Raw genomic sequence first — 18,445 nt, 5'->3', positions numbered from 1 at the left:
GGGCCGAGCATGCTCGATTTCGCACACATTGCCCCCGGGGAATCGCGGAAGGCAGAAAAATTGCCCCCGTTTCAGCCAGTGACCCTCGTGGCAGACGTTTCTAGGGCCGTTCGCGAAATCCCTGCGGAAGCGGCCGCGTGCGGCGCAGCCGGTGCGGGCCAGGCGTCCGGGATGCGCCGATCCGCGCCGGGTCATGCCACCTGTGCACATGGCACGCAGGTTGCTGATTTTCTTGCAGTGTCATGCGCAAAGTCGCCCCACCCAACGATGAGGGGGAGCACATCGAGGCGGTGCTGCAGGCTGAGCGCGACGCCGACGCGGCGGTAGAGCGCGCCCGTCAGGAGGCAGAAGCCGAGCTCGCCGGCGCCCGCGAGCAAACACGGGCCATTCGCGAGCGAACGGCTCAACGTGTGACGCGCCTCCACGCCGGAACCAGCGTTGCCATCGAACGTCGAGTCGCGGAGCTTCGCGCCGAGGAGGCGGATGCGCTGCGGCAACTGAGCCGCCGCAGCGCGGACCCGAGCGTCGTGGGACGCGCAGCCGAGCGCGTGGCGGACTGGCTGCTCGGAGGCGCGCGATGACCAGTCCACGCTTTCTGTACACACAAGCCCGGCTCCAAGCACGAAACGCCGAGCGGCTGTCGCGCGCTGCATGGGACCGCCTGGCGGGCAGCCACGGAGTGGAGCGATTTCTCGAGGCAGCGAGCGTCACTCCCCTCGCCCGCTTCGTTCACTCCGTGACCCACGACACCGACGCCGGGAAGGTCGAACAGCTGCTGCTCACCGCCTACGCCGCGCACACGGACGAGGTCGCCGACTGGGTCCCACCAGACTGGAGCAACGCAGTTCGTTTCGTTCGCTGGTTACCGCTGCTGGAGCGCCTGGAGTCGGGTGCGGCGGGCGCTGACTGGATCGCGGCGAGCCCAGTGCCGGCCGGACCCGGCGCGAGCCGGGAGTGGTTCCGACAATTCCGAGGGCTGTGCCCGCGCCCCGGCGAGCTCGACCCACTATCGACCGTGGTCCGGGACCACTTGAAGGAGATGCGCGATACGAGCGTCGAGCAGAACGGGTGGACGCTGCGCGCCAAGCTGTCCATCACCCTCGAACGTCTGCTCCGACGCCGCCCGGCGACGCCCGTTGCGGTGTTCGCTCACCTCGGGCTGACGCTGCTCGAGCTCGAGCGGCTGCGCGCGGAGCTCCTGCTGCGCACCTCGATTGCACCTGCATGGAGGCAAGTGGCATGGGCCTGAGACCCAGCCCCGCACGCTGGTTCGAGGTGCTGACCCCCTCGGACGAGCTGGCGCGAACCGTGGAAGCCCTGGCCGCCACCGGAGTGGTGCAGCTCGAGGCCGAAGCGGACCTGGCATTGCCGAAGCGCGAGCCACGCCAAGAGCTGGACGCGTTTCACACCCTGCTCCGCCGCTATTCCGAGCACTGGCCACGGCCGAACTTCCGCCTGCGGCCACCGCGCGGCCCACCGGATGCCGTGCTGGCCAATTCCTTGGTCGCGCTCGAGGCCTGGCAGCTCGCGGCGCAAGCCGTGATTGAGCACAAGGAGCAGCTCGCGGCCACGCGGCGCGAGCTCGCATTGCTCGCGGAGCTCGATGCCACGTCCGACACGGCCCTCTCGGACCTCGCAGCCGTCGCCGACGCCGGACCCATGCTCGAAGGGCGCCTCTGGGTGACGGCGAGCAATGGGCGCCTGCCCGAACTGCCGCACGCCATGCTGCGCAGCACCCGGACGGATGACCATGTCTTCATGACGGTGCTCGCTCCACGCTCGGAGCTCGCCACCGTCGTCTTGGCGCTCGAACAGTGCGAGGCACACCGCGTCGAGCTGCCCGAGCACATCAGCCGCCAATCGCTGGGCCTCGAGCTGGCGCGGCTCGACAGAGAGCTGTCGGACGTCGACCGGGAGCTCGCCGAGCTCTCGCGGTCTCACGAGCTCGCCAAACATCTGGCGAACGTGCACCGGCTCGAGTGGTTCCTGACCCACGTGCCCGAGCTCGGCCACACCCGCCACTTCGCCCTGGTCACGGGCTGGACCAGCGAGCTCGACACGCCGGCAATGCACCGGATCTTCGACGCGGCTGGCGTGCACGCGATGGTTCGCTTTCCTGAGCCGCCCTCCACACCGCCCGTGATCTTGAGGAACCTGCCCTGGGTGAAACCCTTCGAGGCCGTGGCGAAGCTCTTGGGCACCCCCGCCCTCTACGAGGCCGACCCCAGCGTGGTGTTGGTCCTGCTGGGGCCGCTGTTGTTCGGTTTCATGTTCGCCGACGTCGGACAAGGTCTGGTGCTGATCCTGGTCGGCTTCGCCCTCCGCCGGCGTTTTCCGGCGCTCGGCATGCTGATCTTCGGCGGTCTCGCAGCCGTCGTGTTCGGGCTTTTGTTCGGCAGTGTGTTCGGCCTCGAAGGCATCGTGCCCGCGCTGTGGCTGCACCCACTCTCCTCGCCGCTGACCGTGCTCGCGGCGTCGGTCGTGCTCGGTGCGTTGGTGCTCACGGCGGGTTTCGTGCTCTCGGCCGTGGAGGCCGTTTGGCGGCGCAACCTCGGTGCGTGGCTCGTGAGCGACGGCACGTTGGCGTTGTCGTACGTGGCACTGCTCGCGAGCCTCCTCCGCCGCGAGGCCTTGTGGTTCGCAGCGGCGAGCGCGATCTGTCACGTCCTCGTGCCCGCGCTCGTTGCGAAGCGCGGGCGTCTGCGAGTCATGGCGTCGGCGGCGGCAGGGCTCGTGGAGCGCAGCCTTCAGCTCGGAGTGAACACGGTCTCGTTCGCGCGCGTTGGCGCGTTCGCCCTCGCGCATGCTGGGCTGTGTCTCGCCATCGTCGACCTGAGTCAGGCCGCGGGGCACTACGGCGGCGCCGTGGTCTTGCTGCTGGGCAACGCCTTGGTGCTCGTGCTCGAGGGCCTGGTGGTCGGGATCCAGACCACTCGCCTGGTGTTGTTCGAATTCTTCGTGCGCTTCTTGCAGGGCGAAGGACGCCCCTTCGTCCCACTTCATCCACCTGCCCCTGACGGGGCCATGATGGGAGCTGAGCATTGACACAGCCCGTATTGCGGATCTTGGTCGTGGCCCTCGTCCTCGCTGTCGTGTCCAGCCTGCTCGCGTTTGCGGCGCCGGCACAGGCGGCCCAAGCGGAAACCCTCGCGGTGGACGCCAACCTGGCGCGCTGGGCGTTCGTCGCAGCGGCGGCGGCAACGGCGGTCAGCTCGGCGGCCGCCGCGTACGCGGTCGCACGGGTCGCCAGCGCGGCCATCGGTGTGCTGGCGGAGAAACCGGAGCTGTTCGGGCGCACCCTCGTGCTCGTCGGTCTGGCCGAAGGCATCGCCATCTACGGTCTGATCATCTCCATCTTGATCCTGAATCGCCTGGGGTGAACGCCATGGTCGGAGCACCGGACGGACGAGTCGTGTTCTTCGGGGACGAGGTCACGGCGTTGGGTTTTGGGCTGGCCGGAATCGAGACGCTGGGCAGCGACGCTGCGGATGCCCGGGCGGTGGTCCAAGCGGCACGGGACGCGGCCGTCGTGATCGTCACCGCCGAGCTCGCACACCGGTTGGTGGCAACACCGGGCGCTGCCCGAGTGGTAGGCGTCGGCAGCGCACGAAGCGAGCTCGCACCGCCGGACTTTGCCAACCACGTGCGGCGTACGCTCGGGATCGCGCCATGACCGACGGCGACTCGCGCTCGGCGGTGTTTCTGGAGCTGATCCAGGCGGCCCGCGACGCTCAGCTCGGCGAGCTCCGGGAGAGAGCGGCTGCCGATGCGCGAACGCTCGGCCGCGAGGCCCGTCGCGAGGCCCGCGAACGGGTGCGGGCGGCCGTCGTCGAGTGCCGCGCGCGGAGCCTGCGGGCGTTGGCGCAGGCGCAGGCCGAGCTGGACACCCTGCGCCGCCACGATGCGCAACGGGCGCACCGCATCGCCCTCGCGGAAGGGGAGCGCCGATTGGAAGACGTCCTCTGCCAGCGCTGGCGCGACGCCGCGAGTCGTCGGGCCTGGATCGATGGGTTGATCGCGGACGCCATGCTGCGGCTCCCCGCGGGCCCATGGCGCCTCGCGTACCCGGCGGCACTGCCAGCGGCTGAGCTCGCCGAGGTTTCGAAGCAGATCGAGGGTCACGCTGGCTCGCCGCCCGAGCTCGAGCCCGACGCCGGCATCGTCGCCGGACTGCGCGTCGCCGCGCGTTCTGCCGTGCTCGATGGCACGATCCTGGGCCTGCTGGCGCGCCGCGGGGAGGTCGAAGGTCGGCTGCTCGCAGAAGTGGACGCCATCTTGGCGGAGGCCCAATGACCGAACACGACGCCGTCATCGTGTGGATCAGCGGCCCGGCGCTGAGGGCGCGCACTCGAAATGCGTTTCAGATGAACGAGGCCGTCTTGGCTGGCCCCGGACGCCTACTCGGCGAGGTGATTCAGATCCACGCCGACGAGATCGTGGTGCAGGTGTACGACGACACCAGCGGGTTGGCCCCGGGGGATCCAGTCGCGCGCTCCCGGCTGCCGCTTAGCGTGAAGCTCGGACCGGGGCTACTCGGGGGGATCTACGACGGCCTCTTGCGTCCACTCTCCCGCGATGAAGCCTTCGTTGTGCCCGGGATGCGCTCGGCCGGTGAGCGACGCCACCTCTTCAGCCCGCTGGTCGAGGTCGGCGACGAAGTCGGGCTTGGCGCTCGGCTCGGTGCGATCCGCGTCGAGGAACGCGAGGTGGAGACGTGTCTCTCGCCACCTGGCGTCGCCGGGGTCGTGGAGCGCATGGCGCCCGCGGGCGAGTACTCCGACCGTGAGACGATCGGCGTGGTGCGCTCGGCGTCGGGTGCGCGGCACGAGCTCGCGCTCATGCATCGCTGGCCGGTGCGTGAGCCGCGGCCGGTGCTCGAACGGCTGCCGCCGGATCGACCCATGCTCACCGGCCAGCGCATCCTGGACACGCTCTTTCCGGTGGCGCGTGGCGGACGCGCCGCGCTGCCGGGAGGCTTCGGCACCGGCAAGACGGTGTTGCAGCAGACGCTGGCGAAGTGGAGCGACGCGGACGTCGTGGTCTACATCGGCTGCGGCGAGCGCGGCAACGAGATGGCGGAGGTGCTCGAAGAGTTCCCCGCGCTCGACGATCCGCGCACCGGACGGCGTCTGCTCGAACGCACGGTGATCATCGCAAACACATCCAACATGCCCGTCGCGGCCCGCGAAGCGAGCATCTACACTGGCATCACCGTCGCCGAGTACTTCCGTGATCAGGGCCTGGATGTGGCACTGATGGCGGATTCGACCAGCCGCTGGGCGGAGGCGCTCCGAGAAATCTCCGGGCGCCTCGGTGAGCTGCCCGCCGAGGGCGGTTACCCCGCCTACTTGAGCAGCCGGCTCGCGGAGTTCTACGAGCGCGCGGGACGCGTCCGAACACTGTGTGGGCGCGAGGGCTCACTCACGTTGATCGGAGCCATCAGTCCACCGGGCGGTGACTTCTCGGAACCCGTGACCAAACACACTCAGAGATACGTGCGCTGCCTGTGGAGCCTCGATCCGGAGCGAGCTCAGGCGCGGACCTACCCGGCCATTCACCCGCTGTCGTCCTACTCCGCAGACGCCGAGGTGGTCCAATCGTGGTGGCAGAGCGCGGGCGCGCCGGACTGGATGCGTGATCGGCGCAGGCTCCTGGCACTGCTCGAGGAACAAGCGCGCCTGGCACGCATGGCGCGCATCGTCGGCAAGGACGCGCTGCCCGAGAGCCAGCAGCTCGCGCTCCTGTGCGCCGATCTGGTGGCCGAGGGATTTCTGCGCCAGTCGGCGCTCTCGGCCGTGGACGCCCACTGCTCGCCGAACAGGCAGTTGAAGATGCTGGCCCTGGTGCTCGGATTCTCCGAGCTCGCGTCGCGAGCGTTGAGCGCGGGAGTTAGCCTGGAGCGCATCCGCACGCTGCCCGTGCACACACGACTCTTGCGCATGAGCGAGGAGGTGGGAGAGGCGAACTTGGCCGGCCTCGATGACTTGATGCGCGACCTGGAGACCCAGATGGCGGCCTTGGTCGAGGAGCGCGCCCATGCGAGCTGAGCTCTCGGTGAGCGGCGTGGCCAATCGGCTCCAGGGTCCGCTGCTCGCCCTTCGCCGAGACGTGCGCGTTGGGCTCAACGACTCCGTCGAAGTCATCGGAGACGACGGTCGACCGCGTCTGGGTCGGGTCGCGACGTTGGACGAATCCGGCATGATCGTGGAGGTCCTGGAGTCGACGAGCGGCCTCTCTCTGCCGACGACCCGTGTTCGCCTGCACGGCTCGCGCTTGCACTTCGGTGTCGGGCCCCGGTTGCTCGGGCGCGTGCTCAGCGGTGTGGGTCAGCCCATCGATCGCGGGCCACCGATCCCAGCTCTTCGCAGCTACCGCATCGATGGTCTGGCCATCAACCCGGCGCGCCGGAAGAAACCTCACGAGTTCATCGAGACCGGTGTGTCGGCCATCGACCTCCTCAACAGCCTGGTGCGCGGCCAGAAGCTCCCACTGTTCTCGGTGGCCGGCCTACCCCACGACCGCCTGCTGGCCGAGATCGCGGTGCGCGCTCGACTGCGGGGTGAAGAGAGCGGGCACTTTGCCATCGTGTTCGTGGGCATCGGGATTTCCCACGACACCGCCGAGGTGTTCCGCCGCGCCCTCGAAGCCAGCGGCGCCCTCGAGCACACTCTTCTGTTCCTCAACCTGGCCAACGAGTCCAGCACGCAGCGCTTGCTCGCGCCGCGCTACGCCCTGACCGCTGCGGAGTACCTCGCCTTCGAAGAAGGGCGACACGTGTTGGTCGTCATGACCGACATGACCAACTACTGCGAGGCCCTGCGGGAGGTCTCCGCCAGCCACGGTGAGGTTCCAGCGCGCAAGGGTTATCCTGGTTACATGTACTCGGATCTCGCGAGTCTCTACGAGCGCGCCGGCATCCTCGCGGGCAGTCCGGGGAGCGTGACCGAGCTCGTCCTGCTCACCATGCCGGCCGGTGACATCAGCCACCCGATTGCCGATCTGACGGGATACATCACGGAGGGGCAGATCGTGCTCGACCCGGAGCTGGATCGAAAGGGCATTCATCCACCGATCCGCGTGCTGCCGAGCCTCTCGCGGTTGATGAAAGACGGTACCGGCGCGGGGCTCACCCACGAGGACCACCCGCGCCTCGCACAACAGCTCTACGCCGCGTACGCCCGAGCGGTGAACGTCCGTATGCTCGCGAGCGTCGTCGGCGTCGAGGGTTTGCCGGCGCTCGACCGGCGCTTCTTGGACTTCGCCGAGGCGTTCGAGACGAAGCTCGTACATCAAACCGAGGCGCGGACTCTCGAACAAGGCATGCGGATCGGCTGGGAGCTCTTGCGCACGCTGCCGGTGAGCGAGCTGCACCGGTTGAGTCCCCAACAGATCCAGAAGTACCTGCTCCCGGAGGCTGAGTGAAGGCCCTCGACCGAGAGCTCGTGCCGACCCGCTCGATGCGTCTCGAGCTCGCCAACGAGCGGCGCTTCGTCGGCGAAGGCCGGGATTTTCTGGACCAGAAACGCGTGCTGCTGGCCAGCGAGCTCCTGCGCCGGCTGCCCCGCTACGAGGCCCTCGCGGCGCGCCTCGACGAAGTGATGAACGCCGCACGCCGAGCGCTCGGGTGCGCCGTCGCTCGGCATGGAGTGAGCGAGCTCCGGGCGCTCGCCGCGCCCGCCCCCGGGCCTCGGGTGGTGGTCGTCGCGCGGGAGGTGTTCGTGGGGAGCACGCTGGTGGAGCTCGGCTCGCGCCACGAAGTGATCGAGCCCGGGCACACGCCGGTCAACCCCTCGCCGGAGGCCCGGGCTGCGGCCGCAAGGTTTGCGGAGGCCGCCCGGTTGGCGGTCGAGCTGGCGGGGGAACGAGCCAACCTCTCCACTCTGCTCGGCGACTACCGGCGCACGGAGCGGCGCGCGCGCGCGCTGGAAGACGTCATCTTACCGGAGATCGACGCTGCCCTCACGGCCATCGACGAGCACCTCGACGCCGAGGAGCTCGAAGAAGCGGTCCGGGTTCGGATCCGGCCGCCGTGACCGCGCTCGGTGTGCGCTGCGGTAGCGGACGGCGCACGTATGCGGCGCAGCAGCTGGGCGGCACACACCCTCCGGGCCCCACGGCGAGCGCAACCAGAGCCAGATGCTAGCCTCGAGCACGATGTCTAACCCGCACGATTTCACTGCTGTCATCAACGCTGCTGTCGGCGGTTGGAACCGCTGCATGGGACTGTCGTTCACCCTCGCCACCGCGGACGAGGTGAGCGCCGAGCTGACCGTCGGACCGGAGCACCTTCAGCCCTACGGCATCATCCACGGCGGAGTGTACGCAGGCATCATCGAGACCGTCTGCTCTACCGGCGCGGCATTGGCCGCGGCGAGGAACGGACAGGTCGTGGTCGGCGTCGACAACCACTCGACGTTCCTGCGCGCGACGCGTGCCGGGCGGCTCCGCGTCAGCGCAACTCCTGTCACCCGCGGGCGCCGCACCCAGGTCTGGGACGGGCGCGTGCTCGACGACGAGGGGCGCGTGGTGGCGAGCGGCCGGGTGCGCCTGCTCTGCCTCGAAGGTGGGAGCGAGCTGGCCGGGGAAAACGTCGAGGTTCGACGCTGAAGCGCGATGAGTGCCGCGCAGGCCTCAGAGACTGATAAGCTCGGCCCGAGAGGTGTGATCGTGAGAGCCAATCGAGTCGTCTTCGCTGCAGTGATTCCAGCCTTGCTGAGCCTGGCGTGTGCGTCCGGCGACGAAGAAGATCCCTCGAACGTGGGCGGGTACGCCGGAACCAACTACGGCGGCAGCAGCAGTGGCAGCGGCGGCTACGGCGGCGGGTACGGAGGCTCGACCAGCGGCGGCACCAGCGGTTTTGGAGGCGGGGGCGCCGGCGGCAGCGTCAGCGGAGGGACCTCCGGCGGCGGGAGCGGCGGCGCGGCTGGAGCAACCGGCGGCGCGGCGGGAGTGCCCGGCGGCGGCGGCGCTACCAGCGGCGGGGGCGTTGGCAACACGGGCGGCAGCGGCGGCACGACCGGCGGCGGTGGCGCAAGCACTGGGGGCGGCGGCACGGGCGGCAGCGGCGGCTCCGGGGGCACGGCTGGCGCGCCGAACAACTGCTGCAAGCCAGCAACCACGCCGGGCTGTTCCACGGCGTCCGTCTCGACCTGTGTCTGCGCGCAAGACAACTTCTGCTGCAGCACGGCCTGGGACTCGATGTGTGTCCAGGAGGTCGACGAATTCAAGTGCGGCAACTGTGGTACCGCCGGCAGCGGTGGCACCGGTGGTAGCGGCGGCACGGGCGGCTCCGGCGGCACGGGTGGCACTCCGGCGTGCACTGGGACGAAGGCCTTCGAGTGCGGGAACACCGCCAACTACTGCTCCGGCGGCAATTGCTACAAGTGCACCAGTGGCCAGCAGAACTGCAACGGCATCGGCGGCTGTGAGTGTTCCGGAACTTGCAACGGTTCGAGCTGCACCACCTGCACCGACGCGGGGCCCGAGCCGAACAACACCGTCGCCACCGCGACCTCCGCCTGTCCGACCGTCCTCTGCAACATCAGCGACTGCAACTTCGCGGGCTCCTCCGTGTCCGGCGTGGTCAAGCCCGGCGGCGACGTGGACTTCTTCAAGTACAAGGGCCTCGACGACATCTGCATCGTCGATCCCACCGTGTCCACGACGACCTCTGGCATCCAGGCTTGTGTGTTCGCCGTGTGCAACGACAACTCCGCCGCGTTCAAGAGTTGCAAACAGGGCACGCAGGCGACCGAAGGGGCCATGACCGGATGTTGCACCTCGACCGTCGGCAGCGCGCAGGTCGAGATCGACTGCCCCGGCATCAACGACTCGGCAACCGTCTACATCCGGGTCAAGGGCAACAACACGAACTCGTGTACGCCGTACGACGTGAGCTACCACTTCTGAGCTGACCAAGGCGACGCGCTCCGACACGCCGCGGCCCCGTGGGTCGCGGCGGCGCCGGGCGTCGGGTTGACGACCGCGAGCGCCGCTTTGGCGCGACGTCGTCCGCGGCCGTTCAGCGCGCCGGGCCGCGGCATGCTTCTGGCTTTGTAGCTCCCCGGAGGCGACGTTCAAGCGATGAAATCCGGGAAATCAGGCCAGGTTCCGCGTTCAGTCTGGGTGTCGTCTGGATCCCGTCCGGCCTGGTCCGGACCGTCCGCAGCGCGGGCCGCGGCCCTGGCCCTCGGCTTTGCGTGTCTGGCTTGTGTCGCCGCGACCGACGGGGACGTCGCCCCCGAGCCCGGAGTATCGAACCCCACGACCGACAACCTGAAGGGTTGTTACGGCAAGACTTCCTCGACCATCCCTGCCTCGGGAGTCTACGTGCTGACCACGTTCGGCGGACCCTCGGAGCCCCAGCCACTGGCATGTGGCGGACACTCCAAGTCCGGCAGCTGGTACTACGCGGCATCACGGCAGCGATATGGCTGTGGCACTCGCGTCCGCATCAAGGCCAACGGAAAGTGCGTCGTTGCGCAGACCGACGACGCGGGGCCCGACGTGTGCGTGGAGAAAGCAGTGGGTCTGCCAGTGATGGATGCCTCTCCGTTGGTCGGCAAGGCGCTCTTCGGCACGGCGGGCTTGGGTTGGTCGGACAAGAAGAAAGTCACCGTCGAGGTCGCTCCGAACGGGACGCCCCTCGGGCCGTGCATGGAAAAAGGGGACAGCCCGGGCGGCGGGGGAAGTGGTGGCGGCTCGGCGGGGAGCGGCGGCTCGAGCGCAGGCGGCGCGAACGCGGGTGGCGCGAACGCGGGTGGCTCGAGTGCAGGCGGCGCAGGTGGCGCAGGCGGCGCGAACGCGGGTGGTTCGAGTGCGGGCGGCACGAGCGGTTCGGGTGTTGGCTGCACACCAAGCCTGTGTGGTTCGGCGATCGCGACGAGCGACAGCTTCGGCGAGTGCCATTGTGACAGCGCATGCACGGGCTACGCGGACTGTTGCTCGAACTACTCATCCGTGTGCAAGGGCAGCGGCTCGGGCGGGAGTGGCTCGGGGGGAAGCGCGGGAAGCGGGGGCTCGAGCTCCGGCGGCAGCGGAGGCTCGGCCGGTGGCGGTCAGGCTTGCTCGAACGACGGCGCGTGCAACCCCGGCAACGACGGCTCGGGGCTGATTTGCGTCGGCGGAAAGTGCGTGCCGGGCTGCAAGAGCAACGCGCAGTGTCCCGGCATCAAGACGTGCAAGAGCGGCCAGTGTTCGTGAGCCCGGAGTCTCACTTGCAGCTCCAGTACGGGTACGCACAAGTGCACACCCAGTTCGGGTAGATGCACACCGCTTCGGAACCGGAGCACGTCGAACCGGATGCCGGTTTGGAGGAGGGGCAGGTGATGCAGTCCCAATCGCCACCACCACAGGCGCAGACCGACTTGCCGAAGTCACAGTTTGCGCCGTTGTCGCTGCAGACACTCAGGGGCGGAGGTTTGGTCGCCGGACACGGGTTGCAGTGCCAGATCCCACCGTAACAAGTGCACTGACCGAGGGTGTGCGGGCAGGCCAAGCCCTGGTCCGAACAACTCGAGCTCGGAGTTGGGGCGAGCTCGGACAAGCCGTCGCGCCGCCGACACCACCGCCAGCTCCACCGCTGGCTCCGCCGACGCCACCGCCCCCCGCAGCGCCGCCCGCATCCCCGCCGTCGTTGCCCATCCCGCTCATGCCCGCACTCCCGCCCTGCGCCACTCCTGCGCCGCCGCCGCTCCCGCCGCTTCCGGCGGCTCCGTCCGGCCAACCCGCGGCGCCGTCCGACGCGCGGCCGCCGATCGCGCCGACGCCACCGGAACCGCCGCCTGCCTGACCCCCGCCGCTGCCTGCTTCCAGAACACCCGCCGCCCCGGTGTCGTTGAGGGAGCAGCTCGCCCCGACGAGCGTGAGCAGCACAAACGCAGCCAAGCGCCCCACAGCGATTCAGCGTAGCACGCGCGCCAAGGCCGCCGCTCCCGCACACACGTCCGCGCACACCGGACGCGAAAGTTGCTGCAACCTCGGGCGGCGCGACGAGATCGCAAACCAGCCCTCGCCAAAAGGTCGTGTTACGCTGGAGTATGCGTGTGTTTTCACGGCGGGCGCTGGCAAGAGCTCTGATCTGGATCGCTGGCGCCGGGTGTTTCGCCGCCTGCAGTCTATCGTCGTCGCTCGACGATCTCAGAGGCTCGAACGACACGACCGCTGACTCCGGCTCCGACGGAGCCGCCGGCGCGGAGGGCGGAAGCTGGCCCGACGGCGGTGATGCGGGCGGATGCGTACCCAGCAGTTGCGCGGCAGCGCAGGCGGAGTGCGGCAGCATTCCCGATGGCTGCGGAGGTTCCCTCGACTGCGGCAGCTGCGAAACGGGTCTGTTCTGCGGCGGCGCCGGGGCGAATCATTGCGGCACCACGCCCTGCACGCCCAAGACCTGCACCGCGCTCGCGGCAACGTGCGGCACCGTGTCCGACGGTTGTGAAGGCGTGCTCGACTGTGGCACCTGTCAGGCGCCTGCGACCTGCGGCGGCGGCGGCGCGCCCAATGCCTGCGGCTGCAGTCCCAAGACTTGCCCGGAGCTGGGCGCAACGTGCGGCACCGTGTCCGATGGCTGCGGCAACAACATCGTATGTGGCACCTGCAAGCTGCCCGACGTGTGCAGCAACAACCAATGCGGCTGCACGCCGATCAAGTGTGCAGACGTCGGCGCGGACTGCGGGTCCATCTCTGATGGCTGCGGCGGGACGACGGACTGCGGCAGCTGCGCGAGCGGCAAGTTCTGCGGGGGCGGCGGCAGCAACAAGTGCGGTTCGAATCCCTGTGTCCCGAAGACGTGTGCTTCCCAGGGAAAGAACTGCGACAAGATCTCCGACGGCTGCGGCAAGACGCTCGACTGCGGCAGCTGCAGCGGGTCCGACAGCTGCGGCGGCGGCGGCACAGCGAACGTCTGTGGCTGCACGCCGACCAGCTGCGCCGCCGAGGGCAAGAACTGCGGGAGCATTTCCAACGGTTGCGGCGGCAATCTGAACTGCGGAAGCTGCACCGGCTCGAACAGCTGCGCCGGAGGCGGCACCCCCAACGTCTGCGGCTGTGCTCCGACCACCTGCGCGGCCCAGGGCAAGGACTGCGGCTCGATCCCCAACGGCTGCGGGGGCAACCTCAGCTGCGGCAGCTGCTCGGGCGTCAACACTTGCGCCGGAGGCGGAACGGCAAACGTCTGTGGCTGTTCGCCCACCACCTGCGCAGCGCAGGGCAAGAACTGCGGCTCGATCTCCAACGGCTGCGGAGGCGCCAACCTGAACTGCGGAACCTGCACCAGCCCCAATACGTGCGCCGGAGGCGGAACGGCAAACGTGTGCGGCTGCACGCCCACCACCTGCGCGGCCCAAGGCAAGAACTGCGGCTCGATCTCCAACGGCTGTGGGGGCAACCTGAACTGCGGGACTTGTGGCGGAACGAACGTCTGCACCAACAACGTCTGCACCACCTGTGTGCCGGACCCGGACCCGTGTCCCGCCAATCAGTGCGCCGGCAGCGCCCCGAACGGCTGCGGCGGCACCGTGACTTGCACGGCGAGCTGCGGCCTGGCCGGGGAGTGCCCCTGCGCCGGCGGCAGTTGCGCCGGCAGCTACTGTTCCTGCAAGCCAGGACCGTGTGTGTGATGTAGGCGCTCAGGGCGTGGGCTTGTAGAGCCACGCCGGTCCAGCGCACAGCGCGGACGCCCCATCGCAGGACGCGACGGTCTTCGCCGTCGCATAACCTTCGAATAGCGCCGCCTGGAGCTGCGCATCGTTGTTGCACACGTGATAGGCCGCGAGCTCCTCGTTCGACGCTGCGAGCAGCTCCTTCAGCGCGGCATCGAAGCCCGTTTCGAAATCGGCCCCCGACGTCCAGCTGCAGCTCGGCAACACCGCGAGGGCGCCTGGCACGTCGCCCTTGGTGATGAGATCGACCAACCCGGCGGTGTCCGTCGCGCCGGAGCAGGTGAGGTTCTGCAGCATGTAGTCGCTGAGCTTCTTGACCAGTGACTGGACCTTCGGGTCGTCGAGGCCATTGAGGCTCAAGAACGAGTTGCCACACTCACAGCTCTTGTAGGCGTCAGCCATGGCCTCCAGCTCCGCTCGCGGGCCCGTCACCTGCTTCTGCAGCACGTCCACCAAGATGATCTCGCCGTTGGCGTCCTTGGCACCCGGCTTGGTCCCATGGTTCTCCCGGGACTCACTCCGGACTGCGACGCCATCACAAACGATCTCGAGGGTGGTCGTGGTGTGGGGTGGCCAGAGATCACTCGAGCGACCCGCCGTGTCTTTGTAGGCGTCCTTCTGCAGCCAGTGAAACGTGGCCGTGCAATCGGCGCCACTGCCGCAGGCCGAGGCCTGGTCGGCGCAGCAGTCGCCGAACGTTGCACACTGGCTGTCACACCAGCAGGTTCCCGCTGATTGGGTCCCGCAGTAGCTCTTCCCTGCAGCGACGCATTGACCCACGTTGTCCGCTTTGCCCAGCGGTCCCCGCTGGCCACTTCCGCCGCTTCCGGACCCGGACCCGGCGTCATCACCACTCGAACAGGCGACCGGCGACAGTGCAAAAGCGAAAAACAGCGCCACCAACGGGCGCACGCGCGAGACGGTCATGACGGGCAGATTATACCGCCCGGAGCGAACTGTCGACGCGGCGGTGCATGGCCAGAGTGTGGACCCGGCGGCGCCGAGAGAGCGCATGCGCGCTCGACGCGACGTCGTGATGCCGTTGCATCCGCGCAGGGTCGAGGCTAGCGCTGAGCCCATGTTTGGACGCCTGACCTCGATCGGTTTTGTTTGTGCGCTCTCCGTGGCTTGTTCCTCGGACTCCGGGACCGGGACTACCTCGACGGGAGGCACCGGCGGGGGTGGCGGCGCGAGCGGCGGAGTCGGCGGCGCAGGTGCCGTCGGTGGTGGCGGCGCGAGCGGCGGAGTCGGCGGAAGCGGCGGCAGCTCGACAGGCGGGACTGGCGGCGGAGCCGGTGCCGGTGGTGCGAGCGGAGCAGGCGGCGCCGCAGGTGCCGGGGGCGCGAGCGGCGGAGCAGGCGGAGCGAGTGGCGGCGGCGGCACCAGTGGCGGCGGCGGCACCAGCGCAACCGGCGGAACCAGCGCAACAGGCGGCACCAGCGCAACAGGCGGCACCGGTGGAACCAGCGCAACCGGTGGCACCGGTGGAACCAGCGCAACAGGCGGCAGCGGCGGAACCAGCGCAACCGGCGGCACCGGCGGCACCAGCGCAACAGGTGGTACCGGCGGCACCGGCGGCACCAGCGCAACAGGTGGTAGCGGTGGCACCGGCGGCACCAGCGCAACAGGTGGCACCGGCGGAACCAGCGCAACAGGTGGCACCGGCGGCACCAGCGCAACCGGTGGCACCGGCGGCACCAGCGCAACCGGTGGCACCGGTGGCACCGGTGGCTGCAACCCCGGCGCACACGTCGTGATCAACGAGCTCGTGCCCAACCCTCCCGGGACGGATTCGGGCCATGAGTGGCTCGAGCTCTACAACCCCACCTGCACCACAGTGTCGATCGCCGGCTGGAACATCGAGGCCGCCACATCGACCTTCAGCGTCACGTTCACCCTGCCGACGGGCGCCAGCATTCCCTCCCTCGGCTACGTGGTGATTGGTGACGACAAGGTCACCTTCGCCGACTTCAAGAAGAGCACGGCGCTGAACATGGGCAACGCCAGCGGCAGCGCGGACGCAGTGCGCCTCCTGAACAGCTCGAATGCCGTGGTGGACACGGTGATCTACGGCAGTCCCAACAGCGACGGATTCCTCGACGACAGCGGCTCCGTCGCGACCTCGCTTGCGCCCACACCCACCAGCAGCCAGGCCCTCGCGCGCAAACCCAACGGTGTCGACACCAACGCCTGCGGCGCCGACTTCGTGGCGACCTTCACGCTCACCCCCAAAGCGGCGAACTGACAGCGAGCTCGATACCTGCCGGTGCCCCGACACCAGGCATCAGCGCGGTCTAGGACACACAGAGCCCGGTTCCGTTCGGCTGCGACTGGCAGTGTTTTCCCGCAGGGCAAGCCTGGCGCACCCACGCGCCGTTGGTGCAGATCTGCGTGTACGCGGCGTTCGGGTCGCACTTCATCGAGCCCGGCTTGAGCGCCGCGTTGCTGTCGTCGCAATCGCGCCCACGCACGACCTTGTGGGCCATGTCGACGTACACCTTCGAGTTCGAACCGCAGCCTGGATTGTACGACGTTCCGATGGGGTTCGAGCAGGCCGCGCTGACGAAGCCGTCTCCGTCGGCGTCCGTGTCGCCGACCGTGCAGGCCACGCAGTCGTTGTCCTTCGTGTCACACGTCTCGTGGATCCCCGGGTTGGTGGTGCCATCCTTGTCGTCGCAGTCGTCGAACCCACAGCTTGCCGACTTGTAGCCGTCACCGTCCGCGTCCGAACAGGCCTGCTCACAGCGCGATGCCCCGGCGTTGCAGATCATTCCAGTGCCGCAGGGGGCCGCGCCTTTGACACAACGCACGCTGCCGGTCTCCCACCCGCAGCGCTCCTGCCCGTTGCAGAAGTTCTTGTCGTCGCAGTCCTGCTGCCGTGCGCAGCGAGCCACGGGCGTCCAGGCCATCCACCCCTTGACCGCCTTTGGTTTCACGTTGGTCCCGAGCATGCAAACCACGGTGGAGTTGGCCGGTTTCATCTGAAGCATCACACCGTCGCAGTCCGCGCGTGCCTGACACGCGTCGAAACACTGGCGATTGTCGCGAAAGCGCACCCGCAACGTAGCCACGACTTTCTCCGCGACGAACATGCTGTTCAGCGTGAGCTTGCCCGGACCTGTCGCCGACGCCGAAACTTGAGCACCGAACTCACCCGCGTCGCCTCCCCAAGGGGTCGTCGGAGCTTCGTTCGCCCACGCTGAGGTCAGGATCAGCCCCACGGCGCACCAGCCAAACACTCCGACGATCTTTCGCACGCTCTGCCTCCTCGAGCCGCCTGTGGCGGAAACTCGCCCCAAGCTAGCCCAAGATCCAATTGGTTTGAGTGCAAATCTTCAGCCGCTGCGCGTTCGGCGGCGCTTCCGCTTCCGCGGCCGAGCGGAGACCGCGCTCGCCAGGTCACGACAGCGCCACACCCGCGCGGCCCCGGCGGCCACCCCTTTGGCCATCCGGCTCAATGACCTCGGTCAAAAATGGAGGCAAACCAGGGAGATGGCAACTCACCTGATTGCGCGCACCGCAGCCTGGCTGCCGATCTCCGCGCTGGCATTCGCCATCGCCTGCTCGAGCTCCGACAGCGGGGACGACACCGCGTCCGCCGGCGGAACGGCCGGGAGCCCGGGCAGCGGTGCGACGGCCGGAAGTGGCTCGGTCGGCAGCCAGAGCGGCGGGACGGGAGGAGGCTCCGGCGGAGGTGTGGCGGGCGGACCGCCGACGCCGTTGCCCTGGAGCGGCGACATCGAGCTCGTGTTCACCTCCCGAACGATTCCGAAGAACGGCACGCCCTACTACGCCGCAGCCAACGGCATGCCCGGACAAGGTCCGTTCTCGCGCTTCCAGGCCGCCGTCCCCGGCAAGCTCCAGGTCCGCGAGAAGGACGGCAAGATCCGCACGTTGGTCGACGGCGCGACTCCGAACGCAGTGTCACTCGATCTCGTGGACGTCAACGCGCCCGAGGTCTCGTACGACGGGAAGCGCATCGTGTTCGCCGGCCTGCCCAGCGGCAACTACAAAGCGAGCCAGCCGCGACAGGAGCCCGGCGCGTGGCGGCTCTACGCCATCAACGTCGACGGCACGGGGCTCGTGCAGCTGACGCACTCCGAGCTCATCTACGACAACCCCGGAACGACCGAGCTGCGCGCTCGCCTCATCCGCCCCCGCGCGGTTCCATTCGTGATCCAGGACCAAGTTACGGGCGTCGCCAGCGAGTTACCCCCCACCGCGGCCGGCCCGTACGACACCGACGGCACGTTCAAGTTCAACGCGCTGAACGTGTACTTCAACGCTCCCGTCGACGTGGACATCGTGTCCGCGCCGGCGGTCGGCTCCGCAGGCACCATCCGCGCGTTCATCGATCACGAGCGGGGGTCGTTGTCCTCGGCGAACTGGAAAGACTGGCCGATCTTGCTGGAAGAGAAGGCCGTGGCCGCCGACGGCTCCGTGCAGCTGAATGCGCCCGCAAACGTGCCGCTGTTCGAGCAACTGCGCACCCCCAAGGCGCAGGGTTGCAAGGTGCCCCTCTCCCCCGGCAACTACAACCCGCCGTACGATCCGCCACCCGCCGCGCACGTCGCCGGCCACAACTGGGAACGCCCCGGTGCGGATGCGCGCTGCGTGGGCTGCCACGCCGGGCACAGCATGATCCCGGTGCCGGCGGATCCTCAAGCGTACATTTACACGAACCTGGCACCGGGCGCCGATGTCAGCGCATCGTCCGGAGATCCCCGCGGCCTCGTGGACCGTCGAGTGCGCTCCGGTAGCGGCGAAGGAAGGTAGTGGCGCTCGGC

Annotated in this window: 18 protein-coding genes; 15 read left to right on the top strand and 3 right to left on the bottom strand. The window is 68.9% G+C overall.

Features of this window, described 5'->3' with window-relative positions; genetic code table 11:
* Nucleotides 1-242: 242 nt before the first annotated feature.
* The 12 genes from IPI67_39770 to IPI67_39715 all read left to right on the top strand — a co-directional run bounded on the left by IPI67_39770 (nt 243) and on the right by IPI67_39715 (nt 11,202).
* Nucleotides 243-581, top strand: coding sequence for a hypothetical protein (locus IPI67_39770; GenBank protein ID MBK7586313.1), 339 nt, complete (start codon nt 243-245; stop codon nt 579-581).
* Entirely contained in the window at nt 578-1,249 is a 672-nt protein-coding gene (locus tag IPI67_39765) for a hypothetical protein (protein ID MBK7586312.1), read from the top strand. The genes IPI67_39770 and IPI67_39765 overlap by 4 nt, the downstream gene beginning before the upstream one ends.
* Nucleotides 1,240-3,045, top strand: coding sequence for a hypothetical protein (locus tag IPI67_39760; protein MBK7586311.1), 1,806 nt, complete (start codon nt 1,240-1,242; stop codon nt 3,043-3,045). The genes IPI67_39765 and IPI67_39760 overlap by 10 nt, the downstream gene beginning before the upstream one ends.
* Nucleotides 3,042-3,380: a H+transporting two-sector ATPase C subunit gene (locus IPI67_39755; GenBank protein MBK7586310.1), complete on the top strand. Its 339-nt coding sequence runs from the start codon at nt 3,042-3,044 to the stop codon at nt 3,378-3,380. The genes IPI67_39760 and IPI67_39755 overlap by 4 nt, the downstream gene beginning before the upstream one ends.
* 5 nt (nt 3,381-3,385) lie before the next feature.
* On the top strand, nt 3,386-3,673 hold the full coding sequence (locus IPI67_39750; GenBank protein MBK7586309.1) for a hypothetical protein: 288 nt from the start codon (nt 3,386-3,388) through the stop codon (nt 3,671-3,673).
* Complete coding sequence (locus tag IPI67_39745) at nt 3,670-4,293, top strand: hypothetical protein (GenBank protein MBK7586308.1); 624 nt, start codon at nt 3,670-3,672, stop codon at nt 4,291-4,293. The genes IPI67_39750 and IPI67_39745 overlap by 4 nt, the downstream gene beginning before the upstream one ends.
* The gene (locus tag IPI67_39740; GenBank protein MBK7586307.1) at nt 4,290-6,047 is read left to right on the top strand and encodes a V-type ATP synthase subunit A; all 1,758 of its coding nucleotides are present in this window, start codon (nt 4,290-4,292) and stop codon (nt 6,045-6,047) included. Before IPI67_39745 ends, IPI67_39740 begins: the two co-directional genes overlap by 4 nt.
* Nucleotides 6,037-7,422, top strand: a complete 1,386-nt coding sequence (locus IPI67_39735) for a V-type ATP synthase subunit B (protein ID MBK7586306.1) — start codon at nt 6,037-6,039, stop codon at nt 7,420-7,422. The genes IPI67_39740 and IPI67_39735 overlap by 11 nt, the downstream gene beginning before the upstream one ends.
* On the top strand, nt 7,419-8,033 hold the full coding sequence (locus tag IPI67_39730; GenBank protein ID MBK7586305.1) for an ATPase: 615 nt from the start codon (nt 7,419-7,421) through the stop codon (nt 8,031-8,033). Before IPI67_39735 ends, IPI67_39730 begins: the two co-directional genes overlap by 4 nt.
* Before the next feature lie 121 nt (nt 8,034-8,154).
* Nucleotides 8,155-8,607 (top strand): PaaI family thioesterase, encoded by a 453-nt coding sequence (locus tag IPI67_39725; GenBank protein ID MBK7586304.1) that lies wholly within the window; start codon nt 8,155-8,157, stop codon nt 8,605-8,607.
* A gap of 60 nt (nt 8,608-8,667) precedes the next feature.
* Nucleotides 8,668-9,909, top strand: a complete 1,242-nt coding sequence (locus IPI67_39720) for a hypothetical protein (GenBank protein ID MBK7586303.1) — start codon at nt 8,668-8,670, stop codon at nt 9,907-9,909.
* A 174-nt stretch (nt 9,910-10,083) separates the two neighbouring features.
* Nucleotides 10,084-11,202, top strand: coding sequence for a hypothetical protein (locus tag IPI67_39715; protein ID MBK7586302.1), 1,119 nt, complete (start codon nt 10,084-10,086; stop codon nt 11,200-11,202).
* 10 nt (nt 11,203-11,212) lie between these two features.
* Here the strand turns inward: IPI67_39715 and IPI67_39710 are convergent, their stop codons facing one another.
* Nucleotides 11,213-11,545, bottom strand: a complete 333-nt coding sequence (locus tag IPI67_39710) for a hypothetical protein (protein MBK7586301.1) — start codon at nt 11,543-11,545, stop codon at nt 11,213-11,215.
* A 493-nt stretch (nt 11,546-12,038) separates the two neighbouring features.
* On the opposite strand from IPI67_39710, the gene IPI67_39705 reads away from it, so the two are divergent.
* Nucleotides 12,039-13,616: a hypothetical protein gene (locus IPI67_39705; protein MBK7586300.1), complete on the top strand. Its 1,578-nt coding sequence runs from the start codon at nt 12,039-12,041 to the stop codon at nt 13,614-13,616.
* Nucleotides 13,617-13,625: 9 nt separating this feature from the next.
* On the opposite strand, the gene IPI67_39700 is transcribed toward IPI67_39705, so the two are convergent.
* Nucleotides 13,626-14,585 (bottom strand): hypothetical protein, encoded by a 960-nt coding sequence (locus tag IPI67_39700; GenBank protein MBK7586299.1) that lies wholly within the window; start codon nt 14,583-14,585, stop codon nt 13,626-13,628.
* Between IPI67_39700 and IPI67_39695 the strand changes: the two genes are divergently transcribed.
* Nucleotides 14,584-15,903 carry a lamin tail domain-containing protein gene (locus IPI67_39695; GenBank protein ID MBK7586298.1) on the top strand — a complete coding sequence of 440 codons (1,320 nt, stop codon included), beginning with the start codon at nt 14,584-14,586 and terminating at the stop codon, nt 15,901-15,903. The two genes, IPI67_39700 and IPI67_39695, sit on opposite strands and share 2 nt — an antisense overlap.
* Nucleotides 15,904-15,952: 49 nt before the next feature.
* On the opposite strand, the gene IPI67_39690 is transcribed toward IPI67_39695, so the two are convergent.
* Nucleotides 15,953-16,915: a putative metal-binding motif-containing protein gene (locus IPI67_39690; protein ID MBK7586297.1), complete on the bottom strand. Its 963-nt coding sequence runs from the start codon at nt 16,913-16,915 to the stop codon at nt 15,953-15,955.
* A 235-nt stretch (nt 16,916-17,150) separates the two neighbouring features.
* On the opposite strand from IPI67_39690, the gene IPI67_39685 reads away from it, so the two are divergent.
* Nucleotides 17,151-18,434, top strand: coding sequence for a hypothetical protein (locus tag IPI67_39685; protein MBK7586296.1), 1,284 nt, complete (start codon nt 17,151-17,153; stop codon nt 18,432-18,434).
* The last annotated feature ends 11 nt before the right edge of the window (nt 18,435-18,445 follow it).

The organism is Myxococcales bacterium (genome assembly GCA_016706225.1).
In the GTDB taxonomy this organism is placed as follows: domain Bacteria; phylum Myxococcota_A; class Polyangia; order Polyangiales; family Polyangiaceae; genus JADJKB01.
Note: the sequence above shows the minus strand (reverse complement) of the source record. Positions and strands in the feature narration are given on the sequence as shown.

Bases quoted from the DNA above. Each gene is read 5' to 3' on its own strand.
- IPI67_39770 (MBK7586313.1), top strand. From the start codon at position 243: ATGCGCAAAGTCGCCCCACCCAACGATGAGGGGGAGCACATCGAGGCG.
- IPI67_39765 (MBK7586312.1), top strand. From the start codon at position 578: ATGACCAGTCCACGCTTTCTGTACACACAAGCCCGGCTCCAAGCACGA.
- IPI67_39760 (MBK7586311.1), top strand. From the start codon at position 1,240: ATGGGCCTGAGACCCAGCCCCGCACGCTGGTTCGAGGTGCTGACCCCC.
- IPI67_39750 (MBK7586309.1), top strand. From the start codon at position 3,386: ATGGTCGGAGCACCGGACGGACGAGTCGTGTTCTTCGGGGACGAGGTC.
- IPI67_39745 (MBK7586308.1), top strand. From the start codon at position 3,670: ATGACCGACGGCGACTCGCGCTCGGCGGTGTTTCTGGAGCTGATCCAG.
- IPI67_39740 (MBK7586307.1), top strand. From the start codon at position 4,290: ATGACCGAACACGACGCCGTCATCGTGTGGATCAGCGGCCCGGCGCTG.
- IPI67_39735 (MBK7586306.1), top strand. From the start codon at position 6,037: ATGCGAGCTGAGCTCTCGGTGAGCGGCGTGGCCAATCGGCTCCAGGGT.
- IPI67_39725 (MBK7586304.1), top strand. From the start codon at position 8,155: ATGTCTAACCCGCACGATTTCACTGCTGTCATCAACGCTGCTGTCGGC.
- IPI67_39715 (MBK7586302.1), top strand. From the start codon at position 10,084: ATGAAATCCGGGAAATCAGGCCAGGTTCCGCGTTCAGTCTGGGTGTCG.
- IPI67_39705 (MBK7586300.1), top strand. From the start codon at position 12,039: ATGCGTGTGTTTTCACGGCGGGCGCTGGCAAGAGCTCTGATCTGGATC.
- IPI67_39695 (MBK7586298.1), top strand. From the start codon at position 14,584: ATGACGGGCAGATTATACCGCCCGGAGCGAACTGTCGACGCGGCGGTG.
- IPI67_39700 (MBK7586299.1), bottom strand. From the start codon at position 14,585: ATGACCGTCTCGCGCGTGCGCCCGTTGGTGGCGCTGTTTTTCGCTTTT.
- IPI67_39685 (MBK7586296.1), top strand. From the start codon at position 17,151: ATGGCAACTCACCTGATTGCGCGCACCGCAGCCTGGCTGCCGATCTCC.